The sequence below is a fragment of the Bradyrhizobium sp. HKCCYLS3070 genome (assembly GCF_051167575.1).
Taxonomy (GTDB): domain Bacteria; phylum Pseudomonadota; class Alphaproteobacteria; order Rhizobiales; family Xanthobacteraceae; genus Bradyrhizobium.
Genome location: NZ_JBNPTI010000024.1, coordinates 18,620 through 30,781, shown reverse-complemented (window position 1 = coordinate 30,781; position 12,162 = coordinate 18,620). Strand labels below are relative to the sequence as shown.

Here is a 12,162-nt window from a genome sequence, read left to right as displayed (position 1 = left end):
CGCTCGCACCGCCCAACCGGGCAATCTCAACAGCTGGACCGAACTCAGGACTGGATAAAAGTTGGGGGCAAGGTCAAGCTCACTCGAAAAAGGTGCGTGGCCGACCGAAAGTTGAGATCGATGTAGTCGAGAATCTGGAAGAAGAAATAATAAAATTTAGAGTTGTGAGCGATATCGCGCCAGGTGTGCGGTGCGACGAAACTGAGAGGAGGCTGGACGAAATTCGGAGCGACATCAATGCCAAGACTTACGGCATTAAGGTTCGTTCGGAGGGGGGCTCTGGTTTGCGAAAGCTTGCGAGCATCGTTCACCAGTCGACAAAAGGGCGAATTGAGTTCGGGTTTATGTCTGATGAGAAGTTCTTCCTTGATGTGGACTTGTCCTTCTTTGTGTCGTCTCAATTCGGTGTGGTAGCATGAATTGCACTATCTTGGTGGTCGAGGATGAGGCGCCAAAAAGAGAGCGTCTCTTGCAGTTTCTCAAAGATCAATGGGTCGATGCGGTTGTGCGTACCGCTAAGTCGGTTCGTAGCGCGATCAGCGATATTCAAGGCGCGACACCTCAATTGCTGCTCCTCGACATGTCGCTACCAACATTCGATATTGGGCCCGATGAACCCGGTGGTCGTCCTCAAGGATTTGGCGGCATCGAAGTTATGCGGTACGTCGACCTATTTGAGATAAAGCTTCCGATTATTGTTGTAACCGCCTACGAAGCATTTTCGCGCGATGGAGGCGGCGCCTTGAATCACGATGATCTTGATCAGCAGTTGCGAGTAGAGCATCCAGAGAACTATCGCGGGTTAGTCTACTACAACTCGTTGTTTTCGGATTGGAAGACGCAGCTCGCTAAGCTGATCGTCGAGCAACTAAGGTGTGACTGATATGAGAATATTGATCGTTGATGATTCGAGGGCGAAGGTAGAAAAGTTGATTGACCGTATTGCTAAGAGCGGCGTCGATAAGGATCAAATCAACTGGACTGAGTCTGCTAATGGTGCGAGATCGACCCTAGCTGCTAGGCAATATGACTTGATGATTTTGGACTTAGTTCTTCCTCAGCGTGACGGGGAAGATGGGGATGTAAAGTACTCGATTGAGCTTCTTAATGATGTGACTGAATCGGACCTGTACCATAAGCCGGCGCATATTCTAGGGCTAACTGCATTCGAGGACGCCGAAATAGAGGCAAATAAACACTTCTCCGGAATGTTGTGGTCGGTAGTGAGGTACGATCAGATTACGGCCGACTGGGCCGAGCCAATCATTAAGTCGATAAAGTACATATTGGCTCGTGATGGATCTCCGACAGCTTATGATGCTGATCTGTGTATCGTCACCGCGCTGGCGTCTCCGGAGATGGAGGCGGTTCACAAGTTGGCCTGGGCGTGGGAGTCCGAGGAGCCGATTGATGACGTGAATTTCGCTCGCCATGGAGCATTTCTGAGCAAGGGAAAAGCGTATAAGGTTGTGACAGCTTGTGCCACCCGAATGGGAATGATTTCGTCCGCGCTGCTAAGTGCAAAAATGATCCAGAAATTTAGGCCAAAGTTTTTGGCGATGTGCGGAATTTGCGCGGGTGTTCATGGCAAGGCTAATATCGGCGATGCGATATTTGCTGATCCCACTTGGGATTGGCAGAGCGGAAAGCGAGTGAAGGACAAGGAGAATACACAGTTCTCTGTTGCGCCTCATCAGCTTGGCCCTGCTGAGTTCTTGAGAAGCCGTGTTCAGCAATTTGCAAAGGATCGCGGCGTCTGGGACTCAATTCGTGACGAATGGCCGTCGAGTGACGTTGCTAGTCCGCGATTGCTACTTGGTCCGCTCGCCTCTGGGTCGGCTGTTCTGGCAGATGGTCAGGTCGTAGATGAGATCAAATTGCAGCATCGCAGCCTAGTGGGCGTTGAGATGGAGGCGTATGGTCTGTTCGCGGCAGCAATGAGTGCGGAGTTTCCCCGGCCGACTCCTCTGACGATCAAGTCAGTTTGCGATTTCGCGGATGAACAGAAATCGGACGAGTTTCAGAAGTATGCGGCGTATACAAGTGCTCAAGCTCTCGGACGTTTCTTTGAGCGATACATGCACGAGATAGCGGGTTTTGCCGGTCGAGCGTGATTGAGAGGCCGCGGTGACTTGCTGAGGGCTGCGGTCACTCACGACAATATATGTCTTGCGCGTTATCCGAAATTGTGCTCTACTCCCCGCATCCCGTCCCGCTGAGGGGGCGCTTCGCGATCGTCACGGACGTCGGGTGCGGGATGCGGTGGGCGCATTGGGACGCAGCGCGGGCTTGCTCGCGCGGACGAACGATCCCGGTGCGACGATGAAGTCGCGTGGTTCTGGCATCCCGGTGCTGATGCCAAGTGGGCGATGACGTGTCGTCCGCGACGGGGCCAACAAGCCGGTCCCCGGGAAGATCGCGTATAAATCGTAACACCATCGCGCAGGGAAGGCCGGGTGATCTCGGCTGAGCCTGTGGTTCTGCCGCGTGCTTTTTGTTGCACGCGGACCATGGGCGCCGGCCGGCGCCCGGTCTTCCCTGCGCCCTCTGTTCGAGGAGGGTGAGATGTCGGGTATCACTCGGGCGCAGATGGCGTCGCGAGAAGGATGGTGCTCGTTTTGCTAATGATTCCTCCGCGAGTGTTTGATCATGTGCATCGTGATGTTCGCCACGACGTCATTGCGAGGAGCGCAGCGACGAAGCAATCCAGAGTCACGCCCGGAGCCCTGGATTGCTTCGCTGCGCTCGCAATGACGGGAGTTTGGGGTGGGCGGCGGGCGTCACACTCGGATGTCGATGTCGTCGGGATGCCCCGCTGTCGTCTGGATGCCCCCGTAGCTTTCCGGGAACCCGGCCGGTCACACTCCCGTGTGAACCGCGGCCGGCGGCGGGAAAGCCCGCGCAGAGCGGGTGCCTCACGGCTGCCTTTGTGCTAGGGTGAACATCCGGGCAACCTGGAGAGATTGTTGAGCGGCATCACCCCCGAGCCGGCCGGGCCGGCAAGCAGCACGCCCGATGGCCTGACGCATGATGGCCTGGCGCGGCTCAAGCTGGCGCAGGCGCTGAAGCGGGCGCGTCTCGCCATCGCCTGGGAGCGCGGCTGGCCGCATCTCGCCCGGCTGCTCACGGTAGTCGGTCTGTTCCTGATTGTCTCCTGGGCCGGCCTCTGGCTCGGCCTGCCGTTCGCGGTCCGCATGATCGGCGTCGGGCTGTTTCTGCTGCTCCTGCTCGGCGCCGCCGTGCCGATGCTGAGATATCGCTGGCCGACCCGCGACGAGGGCCTGGCGCGACTCGATCGCGGCTCGGGCATCGCCCATCGCCCCGCCACCGCGCTCACCGACACGCTGACCACCAAGGATCCGATCGCGCACGCGCTGTGGCAGGCGCAGCGCGAGCGCACCTTGGCCTCGATCAAGCGCATCCGCGCCGGCACGCCGCGGCCGCGGCTGTCGCTGCACGACCCCTGGGCGGTGCGCGCGCTGGTGATCGTGCTCTTGGTCGCGACCTCTATCGCGGCCGGCGACGAGCGGGCACTGCGCGTGGCCTCGGCGTTCGACTGGAACGGCGTGCTGACGCCGGTCACGGTCCGGGTCGATGCCTGGGTCAAGCCGCCGCTCTACACCGCGAAGCCGCCGATCATCCTGTCCGCCGCCAACAAGGAAGGCGCCGTGCCGTCGAGCGGCCCGATCGTGGTGCCCCAGGGCTCGACGCTGATTGTGCGTTCCAGCGGCGGCAATCTCGACATCATCACGTCAGGCGGCGTCGCCGAGGCGGCGCCCGGCGAGGTCGCGGTCGGCGAGGCCGCGCCGAAGGGCACCACCGAGAAGCACTACACGATCAAGACCGACGGCACCGTTCACGTCCGCGCGCCCGCAGGGCAGCCGCAATGGGTGTTCGCGGCGACGCCGGACAAGCCGCCGGTCATCAGCATGGCCAAGGACCCGGAGCGGCAGGCGCGTGGCTCGCTGAAGCTGTCCTACAAGCTCGAGGATGATTACGGCGTCACCGAAGCCCGCGCCAAGGTCGCTGCGCGGCCTGTCGAAAGCAAGGCTGCCGAAAGCAACGAAAGCAAGACGGCTGACGCGCCCGCCGCACGGCCGCTGTTCCAGCCGCCGGAGTTTCCGCTGGTGCTGCCGAACGCGCGCACCCGCAACGGCGTCGGCCAGACCGTCAAGGATCTCAGCGAGGACCCGTACGCCGGCGCCGACGTCACGCTCACGCTGACGGCCAAGGACGAGGCCGGCAACGAGGGCACCAGCGAGCCGTTCGAGACCAGGCTGCCGGAGCGGCTGTTCACCAAGCCGCTGGCGCGGGCGCTGATCGAGCAGCGGCGCATCCTCGCGCTCGACGGCAACCGCAACGGCGGCGTGTTCACCGCGCTCGATGCGCTGGCGATCGCGCCGGAGCTGTTCACACCCGAACTCGGCCAGTATCTCGGCCTGCGCTCGGTGACGCGCCAGCTCGAGGCCGCGCGCACCGACGATGCGCTGCGCGAGGTGGTGGCGAGCCTGTGGGCGCTCGCCGTCACCATCGAGGACGGCAACATCTCCGACGTCGACAAGGCGCTGCGCGCGGCCCAGGACGCGCTGAAGCAGGCGCTGGAGCGCGGCGCCAGCGACGAGGAGATCAAGAAGCTCGCCGAGGACCTGCGCAAGGCGATGGACAACTACATGCGCCAGCTCGCCGAGCAATTGCGCAACAACCCGCAGATGGCGCAGCGGCCGCTCGATCAGAACACCAAGATCCTGCGCCAGCAGGACCTGCAGAACATGATCGACCGCATGGAGCGGCTGTCGCGGCAGGGCGACAAGGAGGGCGCGCGCGAGCTGCTCGAGCAGTTGCAGCAGATGCTGGAGAATTTGCAGATGGCGCAGCCCAACCAGGGCGGCGACAACGACATGGAGCAGGCGCTCAACGAGCTCGGCGACATGATCCGCAAGCAGCAGCAGCTCCGCGACAAGACCTTCAAGCAGGGTCAGGACTCGCGCCGCAACCGCAACAAGCAGCAGGGCGACCAGGACCAGGGCATGGGCGACCTGCAGCAGGACCAGCAGGCGCTGCGCGACCGCCTGAAGCAGTTGCAGGACCAGCTCGCCAAGCGTGGCATGGGCCAGCAGGGCGAAAAGGGACAGAAGGGTCAGAAAGGCCAGAAGGGGCAGCCCGGCCAGCAAGGCGAGCAGGGGGATCAAGGCGACCAGGGCGATTCCGGCGACGGTCTCGACGATGCCGACAGCGCGATGGGCGATGCCGGCAGCCAGCTCGGCGACAATAATGCCGACGGCGCCGTGGAATCGCAGGGCAAGGCGCTGGATGCGCTGCGCAAGGGCGCGCAGAGCCTCGCCGAGGCGATGCAGCAGGGCGACGGCGACCAGCCGGGCGACGGCCCCGGCCAGCGCGCCGGCCGCCAGCAGGGCGCGCAGCAGACCGACCCGCTCGGACGCCCGATGCATCCGGGGCGCGACATCGACGATTTCTCGCAGAAGATTCCGGGCGAGATCGACGTGCAGCGCGTCCGCCGCATCCTTGAGGAGCTGCGCCGCCGGCTCGGCGATCAGTCGCGGCCGCAGCTCGAGCTCGACTACATCGAGCGGCTGCTGAAGGACTATTGAGGATGGATCGGCCACGGGAGATCATGCCCGTGGCTCATCGTTGTTTTGACCGGAGGCCGCGCAGTTCAGTAGCGCTTCTCGGACAGGATGCGCGCCGCGTGCTGCAGCCGGTCGACGGAGCGCTCGGTGTCGGTCAGCGCGCAGCAGCTGACCAGCGTGTCGATGATCGCGAGCTGCGCGACGCGGCTGCTCATCGCCTCCGGGCGATAGCGCGTCTCGTTGGCGACGGTGTAGAGCAGCACCTCGCAATGCGCCGCCAGCGGCGACTTTCCGAGCCGGGTGATGCCGATGGTCCGCGCGCCCGCGGCCTGCGCCAGCCGCGTCGCCAGCACGGTCTCGACCGTGCTGCCCGAATGCGACACCGTGACGGTCGCGACGTCGGGGCCGGCCATCCCGGCGCTGACCGCCTGGACATGCGAATCGACGATCGCATTGGCCGCCAGCCCGAGCTGCAGCAGCCGGTACGACAGGTCCTGCGCAATCGGCGCCGAACTCCCGATGCCGTAGATCTCGACCCGCCGCGCCTCGCGCAGCAGCTTCGCCGCCTGCGCCAGCGCGTCCATCGACAGCAGCCGCCGCGTCTCCTGCAGCGAGGCGGCATGCGCCGCGAAGATGTGGTCCGTCACCGTCGCCGGATCATCGCCGCGATGCAGGTCCTCCTGGATCAGCCGGACCGGCTCGATCAGGTCCCGCGCCAGCATGATCTTGAGCTCCTGGAAGCCGCGCACCCCCACGCGCCGGCAGAACGACACGATCGTCCCCTCGCTGACGCCGCAGGCTTCCGCGACCTCGGTGATCGACATGTGGATGAACGGCTCCGGCCGGGCGATGACCAGCTCCGCGATCTGCCGCGCCTTCGGCGGCAGCTCGTTCTGCAGCTCCCGAATACGAAACAAGATGCCGTTCACGCCCGGCCCAGAACGAAAGGTCGATCCCGTCACGCTGTGCCCCGATACTGAGGAAATCTCATTCAGTTTCATTTCGTAAATAAAAATTTCACAGCGCTGTCAAGTCGCGCTGATACGCCAGGGACGTTCGCAGGAGCAGGTCGGGCTCGCCCCGCCAACCCTGAATACGTTCTTCAAGATTTCAAAAGGTCGTATCAGCATGACAACACGTCGCGATTTCTTGGCAGGCGCCACGGCGGCGGCTGCCTTCGCCAGCATCCGCCAGGCGCTGGCCATTCCGGCACGGCGCCGGACCGGCACCATTCAGGACGTCAAGCACATCGTCATCCTGATGCAGGAGAACCGCTCCTTCGATCACTACTTCGGCACGCTGCGCGGCGTCCGCGGCTTCGGCGACCGCTTCCCGATCCCGCTGGAGAGCGGCAAGCCGGTCTGGTTCCAGTCCGACGGCAGCCGCGAGATTCCGCCCTATCACCGCGACTCCACGACCTCGAACGCGCTGGTCGGCTACGGCACGCCGCACTCCTTCGGCGACAGCCAGGCGGCGTGGAATCAGGGCAAGATGGGCTATTGGGCGAAGTACAAGACGCCCTATGCGATGGGCTATTTCGGCCGCGACGACATTCCGTTCCAGTTCGCGCTCGCCGAGGCGTTCACGATCTGCGACGCCTACCACGCCTCGATCACCACCGGCACCGATCCCAACCGCATCGTGTTCTGGTCGGGCTCCAACTTCAATCCGGCGCTGCGCGCTCAGGGCATCAACTCCACCACCAACGATTCCGAGCCCAACAACCTGCGCTGCTGGCCGAACCCGCACAATTGGGTCGCGGGTCAGCCGCAGCCACAGGCGACCTACAAATATGTCGGCAGCGACTTCGCCTGGGACACGCTGCCCGATCTGCTGAACAAGGCCGGCGTCAGCTGGCACATCTATCAGGACATGAACGACAACTGGACCGGCGCGATGCACGGCTGCCTGGCGTTCTCCAGCTTCCGTCATGCCCAGCCGAGCGATCCGAACTACGTGCACGGCCTGACCGGCGGCCCGGATTATCTCGACCGGCTGAAGGCCGACGTGATGGCCGGCACCTTGCCGCAGGTGTCGTGGATCCTGCCGACGCAGGCCAACTCCGAGCATCCCGGCGGCGGCAGCCCGACCCGCGCCGGCAATTTCACCGACCAGGTGCTGGAAGCCCTGACCGCCAATCCCGAGGTCTGGAGCCAGACCGTCTTCTTTCTGACCTTCGACGAGAATGACGGCTTCTTCGATCATCTGCCGGCGCCCGCAGTGCCGTCCTACGACATCAACGGCAAGCTGATGGGCAAGGCGACCTTGCCGCTCGACGGCGAGTATTTCTCCAACACCGTCGGCAACGTGCTGACTGCGACCGACACCGTCAGCGGCAACATCCGTCCTTGGGGCCTCTCCGCGCGGGTGCCGATGTACGTCGTTTCACCTTGGAGCAAGGGCGGCTGGGTCAACTCGCAGGTGTTCGACCACACCTCGATCGGTCGCTTCCTCGAGAAGCGCTTTGCGATCAAGGTCGACGCCATCAGCCCCTGGCACCGCGCCGTCTCCGGCGATCTCACCTCGGCGTTCGACTTCGCCAGCCCGAACGATCCGCGCTTTCCGGAGCTGCCCGACCAGAGCAACTGGCAGGCCTCGGACGCGCATCAGAAGACGTTGCCGGCGCCGGTTGCGCCCGCGACGCCGCAGCCGCTTTTTCAGGAGAGCGGCGCGCGCTATTCGCGTCCGCTGCCCTATATCCTGCACGCCACCGCGAAGGTCGACGCCGCGGCGGGCAAGGTGAAGCTGCTGTTCGCCAACACCGGCTTTGCCGGCGCTGTGTTCCACGTCTACGACAAGCAGCATCTCGATCTCATTCCGCGCCGCTACACCGTCGAGGCCGGCAAGATGATCGACGATGAATGGAGCGTCGGCAGCGATGGCCTGTATGATCTCTGGGTGCTCGGCCCGAACGGCTTCCATCGTCATTTCAAGGGCGACCTCGACAAGGTCAGGTTGTCGAATGCCGCGAACCCGGAGATCTTCGTCGGCTACAACGTCTTCGAGGGCGGCCTGCACATGCAGCTGCGCAACGACGGCCATGCCCGCGTGAGCTTCACGGTGAAGTCCAACGAGATCTATGGCCCGTTGCAGGCCGTCACCGCCTCGGTCTCGGCCGCGCTGGAGCCGCAATGTCCCGGCTTCGGTCCGCGCCCGGGCTTCCATCCGGTGGGTTTTGGCGTGGTGCCGGGCTTCCGGTCGGCGCCCGACTTCGATGCTCCCGGCTTCGGCTTTGGCGCACCGACCTTCTTCCCCGGACCGAGCCATGGCGGCCCATCGACGTCGTGGACCGTCAAGGTGTCTGCGCCCGGCCGCCACAGCGAGCTCTACTGGCATCTGCGCAAATCCGGCCTGTGGTACGACTTCGTCGTCACCAGCGACACCGACGACAGCTTCTACCGGCGCGCCGCCGGACATGTCGAGACCGGCCGTCCCTCGTTCAGCGATCCCGGCATGGCACTGGCCGACCGCTTCTGATCGATGCATCCACGAGATTTGCAGAGGGCGCCCATGGGCGCCCTTTCGCTTTGCCTCAGGCGCTGCCGAGATCGTGGATCGCGGGTGACAGTTGGCCCGAGGAGATGTTCAGCGTCGCCAGGGTGATCGGCAGCCTGAAGCGGCGCGGCCCTGCGCTGCCCGGATTCAGGTAGAGCACGCCGTCGCGTGTCCCGACGCCTGCGCGATGCGAATGACCGGACACGACGATGTCGATACCCGCCGTTGCAGGGTCGATCGCGAGGTCGTGGACGTCGTGCACGACATGGACGGCACGCGTGCCGAGCCTGACGGTCTCGGTCGCAGGATATGCATTCGCCCAATCTGCCGTATCGATGTTGCCGCGGATCGCAGTCACCGGCGCGATCAGGCGAAGCCGCTCGACGATCTCGTGCCGGCCGATATCGCCGGCGTGGATGATGTGGTGGACGCCCGACAGACATCGCACTGCCTCCGGCCGCAGCAGCCCATGAGTGTCGGAGATGATTCCAACTTTGAGCATCGTTTCCTGCCGGCGTGATGGGCATCGCCTCAGGCGATCGTGAGAATCTCCAGCTCTTGTCCGGTGACCTCGACCATGTCGCCGGCCGATTTGCCCATCAGCAGGCGAGCCACAGGGGAGACATAGGAGATCATGCCGCGCTTCGGATCGGCCTCGTCCTCGCCGACGATGGTGTAGGTCTGGACGCGGCCGTCGCCGCGCTTGAACGTCACCGTGCTGCCGAACGCGATCTGCTCCGTCGATGTCGGCGCCGGCATCACCTGCGCGGTCCGCACCCGCGCTGCAAAGTAGCGCGCGTCGCGCAGCGGCAGCGCCGACTCCCGTCGCCGCTCGTTGACGTCCTCGATTCCCTGGGCCGCTTCAAACGCCGCCTGCGCTTCGCGCAACTGCTCCTCGAGCGCCTTGAGTCCGGCCGCGGTCACGAGGTTCGGATGCGGCGAGACCGGCCGGTCGGGCAGTTGCGTTTCGGCCGCCGTCTCGGCGCTCTCTTCCTTGGTGAATGCGACGCTCACGCCGGACTCCTGAAAAGGGCCGCGAGATGTCGCGGCCCTCAGGGAGAGATCATGCCGGCTGTGCGGATTTCAAGCCGTGCCGCATGCCGCGCGTGAGCGTGCTTGACAGCAGCGGCGACGCGCATTCTAATATACGAACTATAGTTCGCAATCCGAACCTTGGTCAATCCAAATGCCGGTCGTCAAGGCCGGCGTCAAGCAGGAAACGTCGGAGCCTCCACGTGGACGAGGACAGCAACGCTGGCAAAAGCGTCGTGCTGTCGCTGGCCAAGGGCTTTCAGGTGCTGAATGCCTTCACCAGCGAGGAGCCGGAGCTGGTGCTCGCCGACGTTGCGCGCCGCGCCGCGCTCGACAAGGGCACCACGTTCCGCCTGCTCAACACGCTCGTGATGCTCGGCTATGTCGAGAAGGTCGGCGACTCCAGGCGCTTCCGCCTGACGCTGAAATGCCTCGATCTGGGCTTCAACGCGATCGCGCGCTCGGAGCTACGCACACAGGCGCGCCCGATCCTGCGCAGCCTGGTCGGCGAGATGAACGAGGCTGCCTCGCTCGCGGTGCTCGACGGCAGCGACATCGTCTATGTCGAGCGCATCCAGGCGGGCCTCGTCCGGCTCGGCGTCGACGTCCGCATCGGCAGCCGCGCGCCGGTCTATTCGACCGCCGTCGGCCAGGCGATCCTGTCATTGCTGCCGGTCGAGACGCAGATCGAGGTGCTCGAGGCGCAGCCGCGCATCAAGCGCACCGAAACCACGATCACCGATCTCGACGCGCTGCTGCAGCGCCTGTGCGAAGTGAAGGCTGCCGGCTACGCGCTGTCAAATCAGGAAAATGCGCCGGGGCTGTGCGTGCTCGCCGCGCCCGTCATCGACCGCGACGGCATTCCGCTCGCGGCGATCAGTATCGCTGCGCCCACCATGCGCATCACCGCGGACGACTTCGAGCGGCTTGGCGTGGCGCCGCTGCTCAGAGCGGCAGCCCAGCTGTCCCGGGCTCTGGAGGCCATGGGCGGGGCGACTGCGACGGTCGCGAAACGATGAACGTCGATGTGACGAAACAGGAGCAAGCATGAGCGTCATGACCAATTTCAAGGGGATCATCCCGGCGATCGCCGTCCCCTTCAACGCCGACCATTCGATCGACGAGGCCGAGCTGACGCGCTATGCGGCGTGGCTCAGCAAACGACGCGGCATCGTCGGCATCATGACCAATGGCCACACCGGCGAGGTGTTCAGCCTCACGGCGAAGGAGCGCGCGGAGGTGACGCGCATCGTCGCCAAGGCGCTCACCGGCATCTGCCCGACCATCTCCTCCGTCGTGTGCGAAGGCATCAAGGACGGCATCGAGCATGCGCTGATGGCGAAGGAAGCGGGCGCGACTGCTCTCGACATCATGCCGCCCCATCACTGGCTGCGCTTCGGCTTCAAGCGCGAGCACTGCCTGGATTATTTCAGCGCCATCGGCGAAGCCACCAGGCTGCCGCTGATCGTGCATGTCTATCCCGCCTGGACCCGCGCCTCGTTCTCCTCGGAGCTGCTCGCCGAGCTCGCCCGCCTCGACCACGTGCAGGCGTTCAAGATCGGCACCCGCGAGATGAACAAATACGCCCGCGACCTCAAGGCGATCCGCGCCGCGGCGCCGCACAAGGCGCTGCTGACCTGTCATGACGAATATCTGCTGGCCTCGATGGTGCAGGGCGTCGATGGTGCGCTGGTCGGCTTCGCCTCGCTGATTCCGGATCTGATCTACGATCTGTTCGCTGCCGTCACCGCCGGTGACCTCAAGCTTGCGATGAAGCTGCAGGCCATGATCGATCCGCTCAAGGACGCGGTGTATGGCGGCGGCGAGCCGACCGGGGAGGCGCATGGCCGCATGAAGGCGGCGATGCAGGTCGCCGGCGTGATCCGCGATGCCACCGTGCGGCCGCCGACGCATGCGCCGAGCGCCGAGGAGATGGCCGCGATCCGCGCCGCGGTGGCCGCGGCCGGGTTGACGGTGAAGGCTGCGGCCTGAGCTTGCGAGAGGCGACGGCCGGTGCCGGCCGTTGCCCCGTGATCACAACAAAAAG

General features: G+C 64.2%; 10 protein-coding genes. 7 read left to right on the top strand and 3 right to left on the bottom strand.

What is annotated here, in order from left to right; translation table 11 throughout:
• From ACQR03_RS33050 to ACQR03_RS33035, 4 genes are all read left to right on the top strand, one after another.
• Nucleotides 1-419: hypothetical protein (locus ACQR03_RS33050; protein WP_434842378.1), on the top strand; the 419-nt coding region annotated here is incomplete at its 5' end.
• On the top strand, nucleotides 416-883 hold the full coding sequence (locus ACQR03_RS33045) for a response regulator (RefSeq protein WP_316173061.1): 468 nt from the start codon (nucleotides 416-418) through the stop codon (nucleotides 881-883). The genes ACQR03_RS33050 and ACQR03_RS33045, both read left to right, overlap by 4 nt.
• Before the next feature lies 1 nt (nucleotide 884).
• On the top strand, nucleotides 885-2,114 hold the full coding sequence (locus ACQR03_RS33040; RefSeq protein ID WP_316173062.1) for a hypothetical protein: 1,230 nt from the start codon (nucleotides 885-887) through the stop codon (nucleotides 2,112-2,114).
• 852 nt (nucleotides 2,115-2,966) lie between these two features.
• Entirely contained in the window at nucleotides 2,967-5,609 is a 2,643-nt protein-coding gene (locus ACQR03_RS33035; protein WP_434842379.1) for a TIGR02302 family protein, read from the top strand.
• 65 nt (nucleotides 5,610-5,674) lie between these two features.
• Here the strand turns inward: ACQR03_RS33035 and ACQR03_RS33030 are convergent, their stop codons facing one another.
• Nucleotides 5,675-6,505: a MurR/RpiR family transcriptional regulator gene (locus ACQR03_RS33030; protein WP_315826634.1), complete on the bottom strand. Its 831-nt coding sequence runs from the start codon at nucleotides 6,503-6,505 to the stop codon at nucleotides 5,675-5,677.
• 211 nt (nucleotides 6,506-6,716) lie between these two features.
• On the opposite strand from ACQR03_RS33030, the gene ACQR03_RS33025 reads away from it, so the two are divergent.
• Nucleotides 6,717-9,065 (top strand): phosphocholine-specific phospholipase C, encoded by a 2,349-nt coding sequence (locus ACQR03_RS33025; protein ID WP_434842380.1) that lies wholly within the window; start codon nucleotides 6,717-6,719, stop codon nucleotides 9,063-9,065.
• Nucleotides 9,066-9,120: 55 nt separating this feature from the next.
• On the opposite strand, the gene ACQR03_RS33020 is transcribed toward ACQR03_RS33025, so the two are convergent.
• Nucleotides 9,121-9,585 (bottom strand): metallophosphoesterase family protein, encoded by a 465-nt coding sequence (locus tag ACQR03_RS33020; protein WP_316202577.1) that lies wholly within the window; start codon nucleotides 9,583-9,585, stop codon nucleotides 9,121-9,123.
• A 29-nt stretch (nucleotides 9,586-9,614) separates the two neighbouring features.
• A complete protein-coding gene (greA, locus tag ACQR03_RS33015) occupies nucleotides 9,615-10,097 on the bottom strand; it encodes a transcription elongation factor GreA (RefSeq protein ID WP_315753843.1) in 483 nt (160 codons plus the stop codon).
• Between the two features lie 221 nt (nucleotides 10,098-10,318).
• Here greA and ACQR03_RS33010 point away from each other — a divergent pair, with 221 nt between their 5' ends.
• The gene (locus ACQR03_RS33010; protein WP_434842381.1) at nucleotides 10,319-11,134 is read left to right on the top strand and encodes an IclR family transcriptional regulator; all 816 of its coding nucleotides are present in this window, start codon (nucleotides 10,319-10,321) and stop codon (nucleotides 11,132-11,134) included.
• A 28-nt stretch (nucleotides 11,135-11,162) separates the two neighbouring features.
• The gene (locus ACQR03_RS33005; RefSeq protein WP_315718119.1) at nucleotides 11,163-12,107 is read left to right on the top strand and encodes a dihydrodipicolinate synthase family protein; all 945 of its coding nucleotides are present in this window, start codon (nucleotides 11,163-11,165) and stop codon (nucleotides 12,105-12,107) included.
• Nucleotides 12,108-12,162: the final 55 nt, after the last annotated feature.

Bases quoted from the DNA above. Each gene is read 5' to 3' on its own strand.
- ACQR03_RS33045 (WP_316173061.1), top strand. From the start codon at position 416: ATGAATTGCACTATCTTGGTGGTCGAGGATGAGGCGCCAAAAAGAGAG.
- ACQR03_RS33040 (WP_316173062.1), top strand. From the start codon at position 885: ATGAGAATATTGATCGTTGATGATTCGAGGGCGAAGGTAGAAAAGTTG.
- ACQR03_RS33025 (WP_434842380.1), top strand. From the start codon at position 6,717: ATGACAACACGTCGCGATTTCTTGGCAGGCGCCACGGCGGCGGCTGCC.
- ACQR03_RS33020 (WP_316202577.1), bottom strand. From the start codon at position 9,585: ATGCTCAAAGTTGGAATCATCTCCGACACTCATGGGCTGCTGCGGCCG.
- ACQR03_RS33005 (WP_315718119.1), top strand. From the start codon at position 11,163: ATGAGCGTCATGACCAATTTCAAGGGGATCATCCCGGCGATCGCCGTC.